The organism is Schaedlerella sp. (assembly GCF_056796775.1).
This window is the reverse complement of sequence record NZ_JBQIKP010000006.1, coordinates 80,480-101,184: the sequence shown is the minus strand read 5'-3', so window position 1 is coordinate 101,184 and position 20,705 is coordinate 80,480. Positions and strand designations below refer to the sequence as shown.

Below are 20,705 nucleotides of genomic sequence, written 5' to 3'. Positions count from 1 at the left end.
ATCCTCCCGACCAATCAGCGTGGTGATTGGTCGGGGTGTGACATGTAACAACAATTTCCACATGTAAAAAAGAACTGTCGAAACACGCTGTTTGCCCGCCGCCTATTGCTGCGAGATTTTGTAAATCCCGGCAATAGACAGCAGATATACAGTCATTTTCCGACAGCTCTCATCTATATTTGTATCTACAGAACTGATTCCCGGCCGATTGTATGCATGGCTTCTTTTTTCAGTTCCTTACTTCTCAATCTGCTCTTCGATCCGCAGCAGCCGGTTATACTTGGCCACCCGCTCTGTCCGGCAGGGCGCCCCGGTCTTGATCTGTCCGGTATTGAATGCCACCGCGATATCTGCAATGGTGGTATCCTCGGTCTCACCGGAGCGGTGGGACACGATCGCGTTATAGCCGGATTTTTGCGCAAGCTGGATGGCCTCGATTGCTTCGGTCAGCGTCCCGATCTGGTTCACCTTTACCAGGATGGCATTTGCTGCCTTTTTTTCAATCCCTTTTTTCAGCCGTTCCACATTGGTCACAAACAGGTCGTCACCCACTAGCTGGATTTCCTTTCCCAGGCGTGCTGTCAGCTTTTCCCAGCCTTCCCAGTCCTCTTCATCCAGCGGGTCTTCAATGGAACAGATGGGAAATTCTCTCGTCAGCTCCGCATAATAGTCTATCAGCTCCTCCGCCGAGCGCACCACCTTCTGCCCGCGCATCCGGCTTTCTCCTGGGAATTCGTATTTTTTATAATCCCGGTTATATAATTCGGAGGATGCCACATCCATCGCAATCGCAATGTCCTGATCTCTTCCCATCCGGTATCCGGCTTTTTCCACCGCTTCCCTCAGACAGTTCAGTGCGGCTCTGGTATCCGGCAGATCCGGCGCGAAGCCGCCCTCGTCGCCGACTGCGGTGCTCAATCCTTTATCCTTCAGAAGGGATTTCAGAGACTGGTAGATCTCCGCGCACATCCGCAGGCCCTCCTTAAAATTTTCCGCGCCCACGGGCATGATCATAAATTCCTGGATATCCAGTGTATTGTCCGCATGAGCGCCTCCGTTTAAAATATTCATCATAGGTACAGGAAGTTTTTTCGCATTGACACCGCCCAGGTATTTGTATAAAGGAATGCGCAGCGCTCTTGCTGCCGCGTGGGCTGCTGCCAGAGATACGCCGAGAAGAGCATTTGCCCCCAGATTCGATTTGTTTGTGCTGCCGTCTGTCTTGATCAACGTCCGGTCGATCTCCGTCTGGTCAAATACATTGATCCCGATCACCGCGCCCGCAAGCTGGTCGTTGACATGCTCCACGGCACGCTGGACACCCTTGCCGCCGTAGCGCGCTTCTTTGTCCCGCAGCTCCACTGCTTCGTATTTTCCCGTGGAAGCACCGGACGGGACCGACGCGCGTCCTACCACGCTTTCTCCCGCAAGTACTTCCACCTCAATCGTCGGATTCCCCCGCGAATCCAGAATTTCTCTGGCGTAAACATCACGTATTGGTAAATATTGATACATATTCTGATTCCTCCTCACCTTCATGAGAAGTATTATGTGCCAAATGTGAGAAGAAAATGCAAAGAAATTAATTATGCGTTTTCTATTTGTTGTAGATGTCTTTATTCAGCACACCCTCTTTAAAGTTTACGATCACATTGGTCGCCGCGTCTCCGATCACGTTCAGGGTGATCACGGCCATACCGGGCAGATAATTCATCGCAAGCACAAGGGAATATCCGATCATACACAGCTCTGAGTTCATTCCCAGACCGGACATGACTACATACACCATGGTCGTTCCCGCTACCGGGATAGCCGGGGTTCCTACCGCCGTACAGATGGACAGGAAGGCAGCTGTCGCCAGGGTGGCTGGCGTCACATTAATCCCCGCGGCCGTAGCGATAAAGCTGACCGCAATCATGTGCATGGCTGTCGTTCCGTTCATGTTAATGGTCATACCGGTCGGCAGGACGAAGCTGCTGATCTCCTCCGAGCAGCCAAGCTCTTCCGTACATGTCCTGGTATTCAGCGGAAGTGTCGCTGCGGATGAGTTGGTCGCCGCCGCAAACAATCCGATCTTGAAGGACTTTTTTAAAAACGGAATCGGGTTCAGCCGTGTAGTAAGGAAGATACCGATCGGATAGATCGTAGCCACCAGCGCAAGGCTTACCACAATCGTCGTCACGATCCATACCAGGGTCGATCCGATATATTCCACTCCGTATACGGCCAGAGTCCTTGTGATCATGCAGAAGATTGCCACCGGCGCGATCTTGTTAATAAGAAAGTTCAAAAACATCTGTACCACGTCATTCAGATTTTCAATCACCTTTTTCAGCGGATCTGCCTTTGCTCCCATTGCGGTCATGCATAATCCCAGGATGATCGCGATCACGACAACCGAAAGTATCGTGTTGTTGGTGGAGCATGCGGAAACGATATTGGAGGGCACCGCATTTACAACGGTTACAAGAGGATTGTAGCCGTCCATGGTAACCGCCTCCGTAGCCATCTCGCTGGGCAGGTTGACATCAAACCATCCCATGGATTTTACAAAATATGCCGCAGCTCCCGCAAGCGTCGCGGCAACCACATAAAAGCAGAGATATGTAATAAATGTCTTTCCCGCGATCCGCCCCAGCTTCTCCGGATTCGCAAGACTGCACAAAGCAAGGGTCAGGGATGTGATGACCAGCGGCACGATCGCCATCTGCAGCCCCCGCATGAACAGCTGTCCGATGATGAAAAAGAGTCCCAGGCCTTCAATTCCCTGAGTTGCGGTGATGTCCTGGAACAGGATCGCGTCGATCACCTTCCAGACACCGTCATTGCCGCTCCCATTCAATACTTCTCTCAAGAGCAGGCACAGAAATCCGGCAATAAAACCGCCTGCCACTGCAAGTATCATCTTCTTTACGATTGATGTTTCTTTCTTTTTATTTTCCATAGTGTTTCTATCCTCCTGGTTTTCTTAAGGCTGTGCCCCTCACATTTGTTTCGGCGTCTCATCATCGGAAGGCCGGAACATTGCTTCCCATCTGCCTTCCCCTTCTCAATTGCTGATTTTCTTTGTTTTTTTGTTTCTGCACCCAATCGCATACAGAACCCTTCTTGTAAACTCAAATAATTTGGGATTCGAATATTTTGTGCTCTTTCCCCCTTTCAACACTTATTTTTAGCTCTTTATTGTAAATAACGCACTAATTTTATGTATTTCATTTTACATTATCATTTGATAATTGTCAATCCGTTTTCTTTATTTCAAAGATTTTTGGTTGTTTTATCTAATTTTATACGCAGATTTTTATGTAATATTTTTTTGTTTTACTATTTATATCTTTGTTTTAAAGTATTTTGTAAAGACAAACAAAAATCAATTACAGATTTCACTTCGAAACAGAAAGAGCGGGTGTGTGATTTAAAAATGAAAAAGAAAAAAGGGGCCGCTGCTCACAGAATACTCTGTTTACAGCGGCCCCGTTCAGGAGCGATTCCATCTATCAGTAGATCAACCGGATTCCGTTTTCTTCGCAGTATCGGATCCATGTGTCGCCCGGACGTCTGTCCGTGATGATATAATTCACACTTTCCAGATCTGTCAGGCACACAAACGCGGTCTGGTCGAATTTGGAATGGTCGGCGAGGAGCGCAACCTCCTCCGCCTGCTCCAGCATCAGCTTTTTGATCTCCGCCTCGCTCTCATTGGAGTCCAGGACACCCTTTTCAATGTTCAGGCTCTTGCAGCTGATCAGAGCGATGCTCACGTTATACTTGGTTATATTTGTTTTTGCCAGCTGCCCCTGCAGCGACAAAGATTTTTTATTAAATTCTCCGCCTGTCGAAATAATATTAAAAGAAGACTGCTGAAATTCCCGGAATACCTCCGTGGAATTGGTCACGATCGTCACATCACGGTTATCCGGTATCAGCTTCAGCGCTTCCACGACAGTTGTACTGGAGTCTGCAATGATCGTATTCTTGCCTTCCAGCAATGCGGCGGTCTTGCGCGCAATGTTCTGCTTTTCCTTCAGATGCTTTGTCAAACGCTTATAAAAATGCACATTTTCCTTCTGAACATCCGCGTTCCAGATCGCGCCGCCGTGAATCCTGGTCACAACTCCTTCCAGCTCCAGCTTATCCAGATCCCGCCGTATCGTCTCCTCAGTCACGGCGCACTGCTTGCTCAGCTCCGCGACCGATACCTTCTTCATATTCTGGATACTCTGTCTGATCACCATCAGCCTTTCTTTACTCGACATGCTTTCTTCCCTTTCCTCGTCCTCAATACCCAAGGCCTCTCTATCTAATAATATACCAGCCTCTTTAGTATTTGCAAGGTTTTTTTCCTTTGAAAGCATTTTTACCTCCTTCAAAATTCACATCCCCTGCTCGAAAATGTGCATTTTTTCGTCTTTGAAAGACAGACAAGAAGCGGTGCGCCGCCTGTTTGCCTGTGTATCCAACACAACGGCCCGCTTTTTAAAATCGGCCTGGCCAGAAGGCCAGACCGTAAGTATCTCAACATTTATTTATCAATATCCTCTGCCAGCTTGCGCATGTATGCAACATCTTCCGGCTCTAATTCGAGCTCCGCGGATTTGATGTTTTCCGCAATCTGCTCTGTTGTCGTAGATCCGCTGAGCAGATTGATAAATTCTCCCTGCGCAAGAATCCATGCAAGCGCCAGGTTTGCGATGGCGCAGTCGTATTTCTCGCAGAGCGGTTTCCACTGATCCACCATATCCATTGCCTTCTGCATGTTGTCCGGCTGGAACCATTTCTTCGGGATCTGTGCCCCTACCGGCTTGTAATCTCTCGGAAGCGCGCCGCTTAAGAGTCCCATTTCCAGCGGAGAGTACGCCTGGATCGTAACATTGTTTTCCTTGCAGACCGGAAGCAGGTCTTCTTCAATTGCACGGTCCAGAATGCTGTATTTTGCCTGTACGATATCCAGCGAGCCATACTTTAAGTATTCTTTGATATGGTTTACATCTACATTGGCAGCGCCGATGGCCCGGATCTTACCCTGTGCTTTCAGCTCGTTGAGTACCTCCATGGTCTCTGAGATCGGTGTGAAATACGGCTCCACTGCCTGCCAGTGAGTCATATATACATCAATGTAGTCTGTGCCGAGACGCTCCAGGCTCTGGTCGATCTCTTCCAGGATGGACTCCCTGGAAAGGTTTTTGTAAAGCTGTGTGTCTCCTACTTTGTTGAACAGGCTTCCCTTCCTGTCGTTCCAGATGATCCCGCACTTCGTGATGATCACAACATCCTCGCGTTTCATCCCTTCCAGCGCTTTTCCTACGATCTTCTCGCTGTTTCCAAAGTTGTATCCAGGCGCGGTATCGATCAGATTGACGCCTAACTTCGGGCATTCCCGGATCAGATCCACAACCACCTTCAGATCATGGTCGCCGCCCCATGCCGGGCCGCCGCCGATGGACCATGTACCAAGGCCCATTCTTGAGATATCCGTACCTGTGCTGCCAAGTTTCATCTTTTTCATAATCTATATTTTCCTTTCTTTTTTCACGACTGTTGTGCATAGTACTCTTTCATTCTCTCGTCAACCTGCTCTCTCTTCTGCACTCCTGTGGTCGCCCCGATACTCTGTACACTGATGGAGGCGGTCACATTTGCAAATTCCGCACATTCCTTCAAAGACTTTCCTTCCAGGATCGCGGTGATGAAGCCCGATGCGAAGTTGTCGCCCGCACCGATGGTATCGATCGCAATGATGCCCTTCATAGCCGGAACCTCCAGTACGCTCCCATCCTGACTCTTGATATAGCAGCCTTTCTTTCCGGTCTTGATCACCACATGCTGTATCCCGCAATCCAGGAACCTGTCGGCAATCTTCTCCAGCTCCGTTTCCTCTGTCATGAGGCAGGCTTCGTCGTAATTGGGGAAGAAATAGTCTACATATCCAAGCGCCTCTTCGATATCGTCCAGAGTCTCACCCAGTCTTGCCTTGATCATATCCGCACAGATGATCATATCCTGCGCCTTTGCTTCTTTAAATATCTTCACCAGCGCCGGGCAGTCCAGAAGCGGATTGTTGAAAATGCTCGCCAGGGATAAAAGCCTTGCCTCTTTGAGCCTGGACAGATCCACATCGTCGATGGTCATTTTCCAGAGACTTCCGTTGCGGTTGGTAACGAAGGTCCGCTCCCCGTCCGCAGTAACAAGTCCCACGTTGATGGAAGTATCGATACCTTCCCTCACCCGGATGCCTGAATAGTCAATCCCGTTCTTTTCACAGTGTTCGATGATAAAATTGCCTACTGCATCCCTGCCGACCATACTCATCAGCCCGATCTTATGGCCCAGCCGGGACATGATCGTTGCCTCGTTGATGGCGTCCCCGCCGATGGTCATGGAAATCTGCTGCAGAGGAAAGGACTCAATTTCAAACATATCCCGGTTGACAGGCTGCAGAGGAATATCCACGATCGCAGCGCCGACACAGATTGCGTCTAATTTTTTCTCCACAATTATTCCGCCTTTCCGTCATCTCCGAATAAAACGATCTTTTCAATCGCACGCTGCTTTACTGCTGCCCTTACGGCTCTTTCCAGTTCCAGGAACGGCTTGTCCACATTTGCCGCAACTGCGGTCATTGCCGCCTGGCAAAGCTCTGTATGGATGTTGATCTTAGCAATTCCAAGAGAGATTGCCTTCTTAATATCCTCATCACCGATTCCGGATGCTCCGTGAAGTACCAGCGGTACGGTCACGGCGTCTCTGACCTTCTCTACCACTTCGAAGTTCAGCTTCGGCTCGGATGTGTAGACACCGTGCTGGTTTCCGATCGCAACTGCCAGAGAATCACAGCCTGTACGCTCTACGAACTCCGCTGCCTGAGACGGATCTGTGTACTGATAGCTTGCCAGCGCTTCCTCGTAAACGGTTTCATTTCCTACATGGCCAAGCTCTGCCTCTACCGGGATTCCCAATGGATGGAAATAATCTACCACTTCTTTTGTAAGGCGGATGTTCTCTTCTAATTCGAATGCGGAAGCATCTCTCATCACGGAGTTCATCCCATGGTTGTACGCATTCTGCACGATCTCCATGCTGCGACCGTGATCCCAATGTGTGATGACCGGTACAGCTGCCTTCTTTGCCATGGAAACCATCATATGGCAGAAATCTTCGAAAGAAGTATTTCCTACAAATCCGGTTCCGAAGGAAATGATCACCGGCGCTTTGGTCTCTTCCGCCGCGTCCATCACTCCCATGAGCATCTCCGCGTTCCACACGTTGAAGTGCGGGATGGCATATCTTCCTTCTGTTGCTTTCTTTTCCCAATATCTGATATCTGCTAACATTCTTATTCCTCCTGATCTTATCTGACTTTATGTCTGCCGTATCAGGGGCATGCCGTGAGCAAAACCCCTGATACGTTTCTTTTCAATCATTTTCCCGGCTTTGAAAATGATCCTTCCTATAAAATGTCAAACCTGTATTTTACTTCTGTGTTTTTACAGCACGTCCGGTCATTCTGCATCTTCAATCTTAATAACACCTTTGATGATGTCCTTCTTGCAGTGTACGGATTCTTCAAATGCCTTCTGCACGTCCTGGTAATCATAAACGTGTGTTACCATAGATTTCACATCGAATTTTCCGGATGCGATGGCGTCGATGGTCATCGGATAGTTGTTTGCGTAGCGGAATACAGTCTGAATCGTCACTTCACGGTTGATCTTTAAGAAATCAATCGGCACTTCGCCCGGAATCGTTCCTACGATCATGATCCTGCCGCCCCTTGCGACAATCTGCGGAGCCTGTTTTGCAGTGATCTGGGAACCTGCGGTCTCAAATACGATATCCGCGCCCAGTTCTCCAACCAGCTCTTTACATCTGTTGATGGTATCCTCTTCCATTCCGTTGATGACCGAGGAAGCGCCAAGCTCCTTTGCCATCTCCAGTCGCTTGGGCATCACGTCCACCACTACGATGTCCGTAGCGCCAAGGCTCTTGCAGCCCTGCAAGGTCATCAGGCCGATGCAGCCTGCGCCCAGGATAACGATCTTCTTGCCCAGTCTCGCGCCGCCTTCCATCGCCGCATGCATTCCGACCGCAGCCGGCTCTACCAGAGCGCCCTCCATAGTGCTCATGTTTTCCGGAAGCTTATAGGTAAAGTTCTCCGGGTGGCACAGATAGTTTGTCAACGCGCCTCTATAGTTTGGCTGGGTTGCCATAAAGTCTACGTCCGGGCAGATGTTGTAATGCCCTTCCAGACAATATTTGCATTTTCCGCAGGGTACGCCGGGCTCAATATTGACACGGTCGCCCGGTTTGAACTTTGTCACCTTGCTGCCTACCTGTACGACGGTTCCCGCACATTCATGGCCTAGACCGATCTTCTGGTTTGGGTCTTTCGGCGGAATGAAGGGGCCTGACTCAAATCCGTGGACATCGGAGCCGCAGATTCCTACGTACTCCACTTTCAGCATGATCTCATCGTCCTTCGGCACCGGCACGGGTGCGTCTTTGATTTCCATTGTTCCGGGAACAACCAGGATTGCCTCTGTATTTTTCATATCCGATACTTCCTTTCTATTTTTGATATTCGCAGTCAATGTCATCTCCTCACAATCTGTTCCTGACACATCTGACTGTTGATTTTTATGTGACTGCGAAACGCACTTTTTTATTCCACGTTTCCGATATCCTCAACGGACTCTCCTCTTGTCTCAACACCGAAGATGAATACGCATACCGCAATAATCACAGCTACGATGGTGATCAGGACGAACACTCCGCCGCTTCCCATGGAGCTTGCAACAGATGTTACAAGGAACGGGAAGAAGATATTGCTGACACGGCCCATCGCGTTACAGAATCCGGAACCGGAAAGCTTTGCCGATGTAGGCCACATCTCCGGAACATACACTGCGGACGCATAGCATACATACATGTAAATGATCGTATTCAGGCAGAAGGTGGAAACGATCAGCGGGGTCATCTCTGTCTGCTGACCTGTAATGATTCCCAGCACCGCCATGCCTGCCAGCAGGATCACGCCCATGACACGGCGCGGGATCTTATCCATGATCAGGGATGCAATGAAGATTCCGAAGGGTGCGCCGAACAGTCCGAACATGGTCATGAACTGTGACTGTGAGGTATCATATCCCAGTGATCTCAGCAGGGAAGGCATCCAGTTCATCAATGTATACTGGATCGTATTCATACCGATCAGTACCAGGGAGCCGACGATCGTTCTCTTTAACAGCTTTCCGCGGAACAGTGCGGAGTATGGAAGCTGCTTTACTTCCTTCGGAGCTTCTGTTACCGCCGGGAGCGGTTTGCCTGTGGAGGCTTCGATCTCTTTTTCAATCCTTGTCATGATCTCGTCTGCTTCGTCAAGTCTTCCCTGTGCTTCCAGCCATCTCGGAGATTCCGGGAATTTCTTCGCGATCAGGACGGATGCGACGATGGAAAGGATGGACGGGATCATATACTGAACTCTCCAGTTCATGTTATAGCTGATTCCGGTCAACGCGATCACAAATGCGATTCCGTTGCAGACCGGGTGTGCCCAGTTGCCGATGAAGGAGTTCCGGCTGGACCATACCCCGCGGTTCCGGCCCGGAACATATTCTGTAAATCCCGCGAACAGTACGACCAGAAGCGCGCCCAGCCCGAAGCCCTGTACAAGCCTGAATACATACAGTACGGTGACATTCGGTGAGACCGCGCCGCCGATCATGGCGATGATATGTATAATCTCATATAATAAGATACTTTTTTTCCGGCCGATCTTGTCGCCGATGGGCCCGCCTACCAGCGCGCCGAACAACTGTCCCGCTGTATAAGTCGTTCCCCACATTGCCAGAAGCGCGCTGCCTTCCTCCAGCCAGTGAAGCTCATTCAGAAGGATATTCTGTACCGCGCCGCCGATTCCGTTTGACCAGCATACCAGAAGCGCAAAAGCGGATACCAGCCACATTTTTATATGCCAGCCTGAATTTGGAAGTCGGTCAAGTCTTGCACCGATATTCACGCTCTTTGAATTTGTTTTAGATGCCATAATTCTTTTTTCCTTTCTTTCTCATCCTTTTTATAACTGTATTCTCAGATGGTATTTTTACAGCCTGCATACCCGAAGCCTGCTTCCCAAGCTTCCGCGTAAGCACTCTATTTTTCAGGATCTGGTACAGGAGGAAAGCTCCGCTTCCACTTCCTTTTCCATGATTTCCCACGCTTTCCGGATATCCTTGTCCTTGTTCCACAGCGCCGGCGGGCCTAACACGACCACGTCTGCCCCGGCCTCATACAGGGGGCGGTATACGCCTGCATTCATGGAGCCGTCCGCTTCAATCAGGAAATCCAGTCCCATTTCTTCTCTCCACTGCACCAGGGTACGGATCTTGTCGTACATCTGAGTGATCACTTTTTGTCCTGCATAACCAGCGTCCACGATCATGATCGTTACTTTGGACAGCAGCGGCAGGTAATGGCGTATCCCTTCCAGGGACGCAGCCGGATTCATGGCGATGCCTGCCTTACATCCAAGGGAAATGATCTTGTTCAGTGTGACAAAGGCATCGCTCTCGATGCAGTCCGTATGAGGTGTGATATACTCCGCGCCGGCCTCGGCACAGGCTTCGATGTATTCCTGGGGATGCCGGATCATCAGATGTGCATCCATAGGCGTTTTCACGACCTTTTTCAGGACTGTCATGAAGTCCGGGCCTACGCCGAAGGTTTTTACATAATTGCCGTCCTTGATGTCAATGTGGAGAAAATCCGCATGTTCATCAATGAACCGTACCTGGTTCTCAAAATCGTACAGGTCGCAGCATCCCATGGATGGCGCCAGCAATAGCTTTTTTTCCATTTTTGTATTCCTCTTTTGGCGGCCGCAGATAAAGTATTTGAGAGGAGGGAGCCAAATACCGGCTTACCTGCGGCCATGTCTATGTATATCGGTTCTCAGGGATCAGTCTTCAAAATCATAGTGGAAGATGACCTTGATCGCTTCTTTATTTGCCATCAGTTCAAATCCTTTTTCCCACTCTGACAGCCCGAGCCTGTGTGTGATCATCGGCTGTACCTTGATCTGGCCGGCTTCCAGAAGGCGGATCGCGTTTCTCCAGGAAGTGGAATCATATGCCATATGTCCGATGATGCTCTTGTTCCAGGAAGTAATGTCGTTGATGGAAAATTCCAGCGGCTTGAAGCCCATACCTACGCGGACCACTTCTCCGTTCGGACGGAGCATCTCAATGGCCTGCTTCAGGGCGATGTTTGCGCCGGAGCACTCTACAACCAGGCCAAGATTGTCTCTTCCGCAGATCTCGGTACATCTCTTTACCACATCTTCCTTGGAGCCGTTTACTACATGGGTAGCGCCCAGTTCCTTAGCCACACCGAAACGAACCTTTGTGTCTTCTTCCAGACCGACCATCACGATGTTCACAGCGCCCATGATCCTTGCCACCTGTACTGCGAAGAGTCCTAAGGGGCCTGTTCCAAATACGACTACGTCCTGTCCCGGAAGGAGATGCGCCTGCTGTGCGATTGCCTTGTAGGAGTTGCAGATCGGGTCAAGCACTGCGGCTTCCTCGTATTTTACATTTTCCGGGATTTCCCAGATTGCGTGCTTGTGGATTCTCAGGATCTCGCCTGGAACCTTGCAGTATTTGGAAAAACCGCCGCCCCATGTGTTGTTGTCCAGTCCAAGGTTTACCTTGTTCTCGCAGCAGAGGAAATCTCCCTGTTCGCAGGCCGGGCAGACACCGCATACATGAGCACTGTTGTCCGATACGACACGTTGTCCTACCTTCCAGTCCTTCACCAGCTCGCCTACCTTTACGATCTCTCCGGCAAATTCATGGCCGCGGATGGAATTGAATTCGTCAGAGCCATTGTCCACCTTGTAGTGCTTCATATCGGCTCCGCAGATCGCTGCCGCCTTGATCTCAATGATAATGTCCTCGGGGCCGCATGTTGGTTCCGGTACGTCGATCATCCGATAGCCTCCAAATTCTTTTCCAAATCTTGCTAATGCTTTCATGTTCTTCTCCTTTTCTTTCCTGAAAAAATAAGTTCCACTTTCGCTTTTTATTTGCTTCTCGCATCTTCCGTTTTCCGGCCGGAAACGTTGTTACTTGATGTACCTATATAGTACTCCTAATCTTTGTTTTTGTCAATTTGTTTTCTGCGTTTCAAAGATTTTCAGCATATATTACAATTTCTTTTCTGTGTTTAATCGTGTATTCTTTACTTTCAAGATCTATTTTTGTTTATTTTTCACATATTTTCTGTGTTTCAAAATTTTTGACAGTTTTGGATAAGAATAAAAAAACGACGGGGAAATCTCCCAGCCGTTCGGATATGATTATTGCCCGTTTTTCGACCAGGGAGCGTCTCTGCTGGCCGATACAGCCATGGATTATCCTTTGGGGCAGGATATCATCGAACTGATTCCCCATGCGGCCGCAAAGACATTTTGCAGTTCTTTTGAAGAGCAATTGGATACTGCCGAAAAATTGTATGGGGAAGCCCTCTTTTTCTCCTTCGGTGAAAAAGAAATCCAGGACTTGCTGAATCAGGAGCAGATATATCCGGAGGATATCAGGCATAGAGTCTATGATATACTCTTACAGCAGTGCAGGAAATATCAATGGCTATTAAAGTAAAACAGAACGGACATATGGGAAATAGCTGTATACCCGCAATATACTGCGGACATACAGCATTTCCCAAAATCATAAAGGCAGTTTCCACATAAATTGCATATGGATCTGTAAATCTGCGAAACAAACAAATTCCCAGCAGTGCGGTTGGACAAATTTCACTCCCGGTATTCCTTCGCCGCCAGGAAGCCGCCGAATAAAATCCCATTCACCACAAGCATCGGTATCAGATCCGTCCAGTTCATGGTCTGTCCCTGGATGATGTCTGCGCTGTACGTCCCGGTTATGATCGGCACCAGGTTATTATTCAGGAAATGCAGAACCACCGGCACCCAGATATTTTCCGTTTTCATATAGGCGTAGGCGAAAAAAATCCCCAGCGTAATACAGGTGATCTGCTGTCCCACCGCACTGATCAGACCGGTTCCCGGGCTGTAGTAGAAGAAGTTCACCGGCAGATGCCAGAGCCCCCAAGCCACGCCCAGAAGGATCACGCCCCATCGCTTTCCAAAGCGGGACTGCAGCAGCGGCTGCAGATAATACCGCCATCCATATTCCTCCCCGAAAAAGGCGATAAATACCAGGAAGAAATTGATGATCAGAGATCCTGCCATAATCCAGGTCATGGGATTCCCCGCGATCTCTCCCACTGCGGATATCTGCCCGGATACCGCATAGGAAAGAATCGCCCGAAGCAGGTAGAGACCTATGAACAACAGTACACAGAATACAGATGCTTTTATATCCTTCCCCTTCAAGCCATAAGCGATCCGCTTTTCCTTCTTTTCCGTAAGCAGCATGATCCACGCCAGTACACTTCCGCCGACCAGGATCAGATTGCAGACTGCCATCCAGGCGATATCCGGCAGGAACACACTTCCGACAGCACTGGCCAGCATCAGTACCGTAACTGCAAGATATGTAACAAAAAACCGTTTCGGCAGCTCAGCTTTTCCTTTTTCCGTTATCAGATACGCCAGCATGACTCCTGCTGCCGGATACAGCATCTGTGCATTGGGGAATACACTGACATCCAGTCCCCGATCGCAGCCCAACCCCATCGGCAGCCCCATCAAAAATGTGATGCCGTATGCTATAAGCACATAAATACCTAACTGTTTCTTTTCAATCTGTGATAATTTCATTCTCATTTTCCTCCCGATTCTATCGAACTAAAAATTCCATCAGTTCCATGTTTTGATTGATCGTAATATTGAAGCAGATCCTTCCACCCTCATAATCCGCAACCAGTATGAACCCTGCGTATTCCGCTTCCCCCTCCTCATTCTTGCAGCCCATGGAAACGGTCTTTACGATCTCCCGGAACTCCCCTCGTTTGTCCAGCATCGGATCACATTGTTCCGCAAATTCCTCGGCCGTCAGAAACTCCTGAAATTCCGTACAGCCCATATCCAGGATGCTCTGATAATCCTTCTCGTTAAAGCAGCCAATGGCGCACAGCACTTTCTCCTCCATCCCTTCTTTATCAAAGGAATCCGGCAGCTCCGTTCCCAAAGACTGACAGCCTGTCAGCAAACAGATCACCATGAACAGACCCGTCAGCAGCCCTGCCAACCGCTCCAGCAGTCCTGCCAGATCTATCATTCTTTCTATGATACCGCTCATCATGTTTTGACCTCCCCGTATAAGCTAAAATACAGTGATCCATACATTCTGCATTCCGAAATATCGCACAATGTCAGCCCGGATATAAATGCAGCAATGCACTACTCCTCCTGCACCGCAAACAGAAGCGTCACCGAAAAAAAACCTTCTGCCTTCCGTATCTCCATATCCCCCTGGTATTTTTCCAGTGCCTGCCGGACATTCTGCAGCCCCAGCCCTTCATGTCCTGGTTTGGATGATCTTCCATTTGCCGGACATTCTGCATAGGGATTTTCCATTTTAACGAGGATAAAATCCTGAATCTGTTCTGCACGGATCCTAAGCCAGAACTCTGGTTTTCCTCTGCCTTCCTCCGCCGCATTATCCAGGAGATTGGCAAAGATCGTGGTGATATCCAGATCTGAGATAAAGTCCAGTCCCACGCCACCTAAGCTGCACTGTACCTGATCCTGGGAAAAGATTTTCAGCTTATCATTCAGCACAATATTGAGCATCCGATTTTCCGTATAAAATTTCATTCCCATAGAATTAAGCATTGCATGCACATCCTCGATATAAGGTCTGTCTTCGATCCTGCTGCTTTGCTCGATCACATGCAGATGGTTCCGGATATCGTGGATGATCTTCCTGGAACGGTTATAATTCTCCTCCAGTTCTTCATAATACTGCAGCGTCAGCTCCCTCTGCTGCTGCATCATCAAAAGCGAATGCTTCAATTCTCCGCTTTTTGCCACATCATACCAGAAATACAGGCAGTACAGATTAATGACCAGCAAAAGTGCGGCATAGATCACAATCCAGTAATATCCGTATCTGACAAGAAAGATATCGCTTGCCACTAGATACAGGAATAAAAGTACCATACTGGCCACGGGGACGATGACCATCCCGTGGATTTTGATATACTGTACGTCCGCCAGCCTTCTGTGTATGATCATACGCAGTATCAAAGTTCCCACAAGAAGCAGAAATACCCGTGACACCACCAGGACACTGTATACCACGATCCCTTCCAGCTGCATTACCAGCCAGACATAGCGTGCCGCAAAGGTGCCTGTAAGCTCGGTAGCCAGCAGAATAACGCAGAAGATGATCTGATATGCGATCCCCTGCCTGCCCCGAAAATACAGCAGCCTAGCCATCACAACATAGTAAAGGCAGACTGCTCCCATAGTCAGCGTGTCATTCCGCCAGAACATGGGGACAAAAACCGTGACTGCTGCATAGCCCATCCAGCCAAGAATCTTTTTCCAGCGGCTTTCTTCCCGGTCGGAGGGAATGGAACGTACTATGATCCAGGCACAGCCCACCAGTGACGCCAGATCGGCCAGTCCGAAAAATATCTGTATCATACTTGTCATGACGTCCCTCCCATTCTTCCTGAAAGATACACGATCAGCTCCTGTTTCCATGCTTTCTGCCGCTTCTGCGCCAGCGGGATCTCCATGCCGTTGTCCAGAAGGATCCTGCCGGCCAAAACATTTTGCACATGCAGCATATTCACCGCAAAGCTCTGATGAGGCATGGAAAAGCCATAGATTTCCATCCGTTTCGCCACCTTTCCTATTTTTTCTGTCATAGCGTACACTCCATCCGACGTCACGATCTCCACCCGTCGGTTCACATATTCAAAATAATAGATTTTCTCCGCCGGCAGGCATAAAAGTCCGTTCACAGTCTGGAAATCCAGGATGGGTTTGTTTTCGGGTGTGTGTATATAAGAAAATATCTCCTCCAGCACTTTGCAGATTTCAGCCTCCTTCACCGGCTTCAAGAGATATTGGAAGGCATGGACGCCGAACGCCCCGGATACATAATCCTGATATGCGGTCAGGTATACGATCTTCGTTTCCTTATCCCGCCCACGAATCCATTTCCCGGTCTCAATGCCGTTCATCCCCTTCATGTCAATGTCGAGAAAGACGGCATGATAAGGCGTATATCCCTCTGCCAGGCTTTCGCCGGACTCAAAGCAGTCCACCCGAACCTCCGGTTTCCATTCTTTTATGATACGGCTGACTTCCTCCCTCACGCATGGATCGTCGTCGCAGACCGCGGCTCTGAACATTCGCTTCCCCTCCTTCTTCCGAGATCGCTCTCCCAAAATCATTATCCTAATTTTAGCACATAAAGGAAAATTGTAAATGCAGTTTACCTGATCGCCGAAAATGATGTATTAAATGACTGTTTACACATCTGCTGTCAAAATGCAGATTTGTATGTTAGAATATAGAAAAAATCAGTAGTAGGTGTCCTCTTTATCTGCTCTTTTTTTGGAAAAAGAGCAGAGATTCCAAAATCCGTACAAAACTCATGGTTTATCTGATCCTGGTCGCAGTCATCTGCAGCGGGGGCATCGGATACATGAGCTATATGACCATGCGCGAGTCACTGATACATATTGCGGAAGATTCCGCCCCCAGCCTGCTGAAACAAGTGAGTGTGCGGGTGGAAGAAAGCATCCAGGATTTTCAGGACAGCACCTATTCCTTTGTCAGCAGACCGGAAATCCAAAATCTGCTGACCAGAAAAAAGGAACCTGAAAAAAGTCCCTGGAAATATTCCCGCGATCAGTTAGACCTTTCCGGCAGTTTTCTGTCGATGACTGCCTTATATAAGTATGCGGACATAGTAATCCTGGAAACTGGAGAAAAAGAAATCTATTACTACGACCAGGCGCCGGCCGATCAAAAAATCACAGCCGGCCAGGTCAGAGATATCATGGCCGAACTCCGCAGTCAGGTGACATCCGCTGTTCCGATCAAATGGGTCAAAAAGGACGGACGGGTATATTTTGTGCGCCAGGTGGCTGATACCAAACAGAAGCCTGGTTCCCGGTCGGTCGGAACAGCAGTCTTTGTGATTGCCGATGCATTCTTTGATCTGCGTGAGGATAAAAATATTTATGTATCCAATCAAAATACCATGATTTGCGGAAAGGAAGGAGAGATTTATAAGAATAACCATCTGCAGATGACGGAACAGGCGCTCAAACCCTACCTGTCTTATAAAGACGGCAGATACTATATTTATTCAGCCATGCGTAAAATCAATAATGAGGAATATCTGACAGTCACTGTCCGAACGCACCGGTTAGGCTGGAACATTTTGTGCATGATTCCCTATTCCGTGATCTTAAAAGAGGCAGATCAGGTCATCCCCCGTATTGCTGCTGCCGCCCTCCTTCTTCTAGGTGCAGGCCTGCTGGTCGGCTGCTTTTTATATCATTTTCTGCAGAAAAATCTGAAGATCATTGAACAGGGAATGCTGCAATATGAGATCTTCCTGGATCCGAAAGCATTTATGCGCTATCATGCCGATTCCCGGCAATGGCAGCCGGAAAGCGGAGCATACGAGATCACGATCGGAAGCTCCATGCAGGATATCCGGCTTCGGGAGACTGCAGAATTGCAGGAAATCCTTTTAGATATTGGAAAAGAACATAATATCGGAGACCTGATCCGCATCGAAGGAATGTATGAAAAGCTGGAGAAAGCATTTAAAAATCATCCAGTCTCTCTCCGCTTTCTGGAAATGACAAAGGAGGCCGATCCTCTGAAAGCAATTTCGATGGGATCTTTGATGACACTTGAAACGCTGAAGCGGACTGATCCCACAATGACAGAACAGGAAATTGCACATCTTCTGCAGATGCTTGAATAATTTCAGGTAAGTATAAATGTGTAGGCAGCTTCACATAAATAATCTTTGGAAGAAAGATGAGGATATCTTATGGCAGCAAATTGAACCCTAGAACAGGCAAAAATGATCAAAAATGAAAACTATATCCGAAAAGCTCAGGCATTGATTCCAAGCCTGTATTATGTAAAAGAGACTCCTGTATCCTGCCTGGAATATGGCAAAAAATTATGTATGCTGATCCGCAATAAGAATCTGGAAGCAGTGTGTTCAGAAAGAAAAGAAAGAATGTTTTCTGCTGCGAAAAAAACATTTTGGGACAGCAGCCGGCAGGTCTTTACCAGCGGCCAGACACGTCAGGTATCCACCTCCAGCCAGATATGGATGATCCTGGCAGAGGTAATCCAGGGACAAGAGGCCGCAGAACTGCTGGACAGGGTATCCGATTGCCCTATCCTCATGGTAACTCCTTATATGCATCACTTTTATGTACAGGCTCTTCTTTTATCAGGTGAACTCCAAAAAGCAATGCAGCATTTGAAATGCTACTGGGGAGGAATGATCTGTGCAGGAGCAGATACCTTCTGGGAACTTTATAATCCGGAAAATGAAGAAGAAAGCCCTTACGGTTCTGCATGCATCAACAGTTACTGTCATGCCTGGAGCTGTACGCCTGCCTGGCTGCTCAGAGAGATGTACGGTCCAGAGGTGAACACCAACGAAACGTAATTTAATCTCATCATTCTTCTTTTTCTTGTGGAGATTTTCTTCATTTAATGATACAATCATTCTATCATGTATTTTTCGGGAATCTACGGCATTCAGCGCAGTAAGCTTCCCGTAGTACATTATCAGTTACTGTTCACACGGCGCCGTGCACCCTGCTGCACGGCGTCCGGCAAAATAAAGTAACATTTGCCATAAGATCCAGCCTCTCGCCGAAGGCGACTTAAAATAGGCTGGATACTGTTACTGAGGCACCCAAAGGGTGTGAACAGTAACCATTATCAAATCTTGGAGGAATGATCATGCAAAAAAGAAATGGAAAGGCATTGCTGCCTATCGGAGTATTTCTCGTACTTTATCTGGGATTGGGGATCTTATTTGAATATGTTTTGAAAATCCCTATGGGATTCTACAATATCCCGATCGTGGTATCGTTTCTGACTGCGCTTCTGGTGGCCTGTATCCAGAATCCGGAGTTAAAATTTGACGACAAGCTGGAGGTCATGGCAAAGGGCGTGGGGGACAAGAACATCATGACCATGATCCTGATCTTTCTGACTGCCGGTATCTTTGTAGGCGTAGTGGGTCGGAGCAGCGCGGAAAGTGTGGCTTATTTCCTGCTCTCCATCATCCCGGCACGGTTCTCCGTTCTGGTGCTTTTCGTGGTAAGCTGCTTTGTATCCCTCGCGATGGGAACCTCTGTGGGCACGATCACGCTGATCACCCCCATTGCGGTATCCGTGGCAAGCGGCTCCGGATTCGGGACCGCGCTCTGTATCGGCGTTGTCATGAGCGGAGCCATGTTCGGAGACAACCTTTCGTTTATTTCCGATACCACCATTGCCGCATGCAACGGACAGGGCTGCCAGATGAAGGACAAGTTCCGGCAGAACTTCGGGATCGCGCTGCCGGCGGCGCTTGTGACACTGGTCATCTTTTTCTTAAAGACATTGAATGCGGAAGTGGGGGATGCCATCGTAAAAGAATACAACCTGATCCAGATCATCCCCTATGTGCTTGTTCTGTTCGGCGGGATCCTTGGGATCAATGTATTTGTCGTCCTGCTGATCGGCATCGTCTCTGGTTCCTTTATCATGCTTGTGACCGGGGCGACACAGGCGACGGAACTGCTCGGCAATATGGGCTCCGGCGCGTCCGGCATGTTTGAGACGACCATGGTGGCCATCCTGGTATCCGCCATCTGCGCACTGATCCACGAATACGGCGGCTTTGCCGCGCTGCTGGCATTTATCAAGCAGATCTTCAAGGGAAAAAAAGGAGGACAGCTTGGGATCGGCCTTCTGGTCGGCGCCATGGATATTGCTACTGCCAACAATACGGTTGCCATCGTCATGGCCAATCCGATCGCAAAGGAAATGGCGGAAGAATATGAAATTTCCCCGCAGAAGACCGCTTCGATCCTGGATACCTTTTCCTGCGTCTTTCAGGGGGTGATCCCCTACGGCGCGCAGATGCTGGTAGCGATCTCGGCGGCAACAGAGCTTGGCTTTGAGGTATCAGCCTTTGATATCATCCCGAACCTGCTCTATCCCTATATGCTCCTTATCAGCTCCCTGCTGTTTATCTTTGTGATACCGTCCAGGGAAGCACAGTAACCGCTTAAAATCTCAGACAATATTTGGCAAAAGAAAGCCCGGTCAGCTTTTCAGGCAGACCCGGCTTTCTTTTTATTTTTTTATCATACCAGCTTTCACACACAGGATATTCCCATATTCAACATTGCCCGACCGGCGCAAACGAGAGGCTGCATCCGATAGCCGCTTTTCTATCACATGAAATTACCGCGCTATCCGCGCCTTGCCGCAAGCTCCGCACAGTTCTCCTCCACTCGCTTTTTGTTCAGCGGATAGATGAACAGCAGGAGCAGGATTGCCGCCGCGATAATACCGAGCAGCGTGCGGTTTGTTACAAGGCTCTTGATCAGTTTCCCCACTTCCAGCTTTTGGTTATTTGCCTCTACCGGGATACGTTCACGGACCAAAATAAACTTCCCCGCAGCAAGCTGCGGGGTATTAGCCTGGACCTCGCTTCGCTCGGCAT

General features: G+C 48.8%; 19 protein-coding genes. 4 read left to right on the top strand and 15 right to left on the bottom strand.

The window, feature by feature from the left end; translation table 11 throughout:
* Positions 1 to 237 precede the first annotated feature (237 nt).
* From eno to ACTOY7_RS04910, 10 genes are all read right to left on the bottom strand, one after another.
* On the bottom strand, positions 238 to 1,515 hold the full coding sequence (gene eno / locus ACTOY7_RS04955) for a phosphopyruvate hydratase (RefSeq protein ID WP_160281396.1): 1,278 nt from the start codon (positions 1,513 to 1,515) through the stop codon (positions 238 to 240).
* A gap of 82 nt (positions 1,516 to 1,597) precedes the next feature.
* Positions 1,598 to 2,944, bottom strand: coding sequence for a dicarboxylate/amino acid:cation symporter (locus tag ACTOY7_RS04950; protein WP_482670931.1), 1,347 nt, complete (start codon positions 2,942 to 2,944; stop codon positions 1,598 to 1,600).
* A gap of 553 nt (positions 2,945 to 3,497) precedes the next feature.
* Positions 3,498 to 4,355: a DeoR/GlpR family DNA-binding transcription regulator gene (locus ACTOY7_RS04945; RefSeq protein WP_160281394.1), complete on the bottom strand. Its 858-nt coding sequence runs from the start codon at positions 4,353 to 4,355 to the stop codon at positions 3,498 to 3,500.
* A gap of 167 nt (positions 4,356 to 4,522) precedes the next feature.
* Positions 4,523 to 5,506: an NADH-dependent methylglyoxal reductase gene (gene ydjG, locus ACTOY7_RS04940; RefSeq protein ID WP_482670930.1), complete on the bottom strand. Its 984-nt coding sequence runs from the start codon at positions 5,504 to 5,506 to the stop codon at positions 4,523 to 4,525.
* Positions 5,507 to 5,529: 23 nt separating this feature from the next.
* The gene (locus ACTOY7_RS04935) at positions 5,530 to 6,492 is read right to left on the bottom strand and encodes a carbohydrate kinase family protein (RefSeq protein WP_394683531.1); all 963 of its coding nucleotides are present in this window, start codon (positions 6,490 to 6,492) and stop codon (positions 5,530 to 5,532) included.
* A gap of 2 nt (positions 6,493 to 6,494) precedes the next feature.
* Positions 6,495 to 7,331: a class II fructose-bisphosphate aldolase gene (locus ACTOY7_RS04930; protein WP_004075153.1), complete on the bottom strand. Its 837-nt coding sequence runs from the start codon at positions 7,329 to 7,331 to the stop codon at positions 6,495 to 6,497.
* A gap of 168 nt (positions 7,332 to 7,499) precedes the next feature.
* Positions 7,500 to 8,549 (bottom strand): NAD(P)-dependent alcohol dehydrogenase, encoded by a 1,050-nt coding sequence (locus ACTOY7_RS04925; protein ID WP_004075151.1) that lies wholly within the window; start codon positions 8,547 to 8,549, stop codon positions 7,500 to 7,502.
* A 110-nt stretch (positions 8,550 to 8,659) separates the two neighbouring features.
* Complete coding sequence (locus ACTOY7_RS04920; RefSeq protein ID WP_004075148.1) at positions 8,660 to 10,042, bottom strand: MFS transporter; 1,383 nt, start codon at positions 10,040 to 10,042, stop codon at positions 8,660 to 8,662.
* Positions 10,043 to 10,156: 114 nt separating this feature from the next.
* A complete protein-coding gene (locus ACTOY7_RS04915; protein WP_160281391.1) occupies positions 10,157 to 10,852 on the bottom strand; it encodes a beta/alpha barrel domain-containing protein in 696 nt (231 codons plus the stop codon).
* A 102-nt stretch (positions 10,853 to 10,954) separates the two neighbouring features.
* Positions 10,955 to 12,031, bottom strand: coding sequence for a zinc-binding dehydrogenase (locus tag ACTOY7_RS04910; RefSeq protein ID WP_160281390.1), 1,077 nt, complete (start codon positions 12,029 to 12,031; stop codon positions 10,955 to 10,957).
* A 373-nt stretch (positions 12,032 to 12,404) separates the two neighbouring features.
* Between ACTOY7_RS04910 and ACTOY7_RS04905 the strand changes: the two genes are divergently transcribed.
* The gene (locus ACTOY7_RS04905; RefSeq protein ID WP_160281389.1) at positions 12,405 to 12,656 is read left to right on the top strand and encodes a hypothetical protein; all 252 of its coding nucleotides are present in this window, start codon (positions 12,405 to 12,407) and stop codon (positions 12,654 to 12,656) included.
* A gap of 155 nt (positions 12,657 to 12,811) precedes the next feature.
* Here the strand turns inward: ACTOY7_RS04905 and ACTOY7_RS04900 are convergent, their stop codons facing one another.
* The 4 genes from ACTOY7_RS04900 to ACTOY7_RS04885 form a co-directional block, all read right to left on the bottom strand.
* Positions 12,812 to 13,798 (bottom strand): CPBP family intramembrane glutamic endopeptidase, encoded by a 987-nt coding sequence (locus tag ACTOY7_RS04900; protein ID WP_160281388.1) that lies wholly within the window; start codon positions 13,796 to 13,798, stop codon positions 12,812 to 12,814.
* Positions 13,799 to 13,817: 19 nt separating this feature from the next.
* Complete coding sequence (locus ACTOY7_RS04895; RefSeq protein ID WP_160281387.1) at positions 13,818 to 14,282, bottom strand: DUF3887 domain-containing protein; 465 nt, start codon at positions 14,280 to 14,282, stop codon at positions 13,818 to 13,820.
* Positions 14,283 to 14,380: 98 nt separating this feature from the next.
* Complete coding sequence (locus ACTOY7_RS04890) at positions 14,381 to 15,640, bottom strand: sensor histidine kinase (RefSeq protein WP_160281386.1); 1,260 nt, start codon at positions 15,638 to 15,640, stop codon at positions 14,381 to 14,383.
* Positions 15,637 to 16,347, bottom strand: coding sequence for a LytR/AlgR family response regulator transcription factor (locus ACTOY7_RS04885; protein WP_160281385.1), 711 nt, complete (start codon positions 16,345 to 16,347; stop codon positions 15,637 to 15,639). The genes ACTOY7_RS04890 and ACTOY7_RS04885 overlap by 4 nt, the downstream gene beginning before the upstream one ends.
* 245 nt (positions 16,348 to 16,592) lie before the next feature.
* Between ACTOY7_RS04885 and ACTOY7_RS04880 the strand changes: the two genes are divergently transcribed.
* From ACTOY7_RS04880 to ACTOY7_RS04870, 3 genes are all read left to right on the top strand, one after another.
* Positions 16,593 to 17,942 carry a hypothetical protein gene (locus ACTOY7_RS04880; protein ID WP_160281384.1) on the top strand — a complete coding sequence of 450 codons (1,350 nt, stop codon included), beginning with the start codon at positions 16,593 to 16,595 and terminating at the stop codon, positions 17,940 to 17,942.
* Between the two features lie 102 nt (positions 17,943 to 18,044).
* Positions 18,045 to 18,647, top strand: coding sequence for a hypothetical protein (locus ACTOY7_RS04875; RefSeq protein ID WP_160281383.1), 603 nt, complete (start codon positions 18,045 to 18,047; stop codon positions 18,645 to 18,647).
* Between the two features lie 299 nt (positions 18,648 to 18,946).
* Complete coding sequence (locus ACTOY7_RS04870; RefSeq protein WP_160281382.1) at positions 18,947 to 20,260, top strand: Na+/H+ antiporter NhaC family protein; 1,314 nt, start codon at positions 18,947 to 18,949, stop codon at positions 20,258 to 20,260.
* Positions 20,261 to 20,451: 191 nt separating this feature from the next.
* Here ACTOY7_RS04870 and ACTOY7_RS04865 read toward each other — a convergent pair whose 3' ends face one another.
* A complete protein-coding gene (locus ACTOY7_RS04865) occupies positions 20,452 to 20,646 on the bottom strand; it encodes a hypothetical protein (RefSeq protein WP_160281381.1) in 195 nt (64 codons plus the stop codon).
* Positions 20,647 to 20,705: the final 59 nt, after the last annotated feature.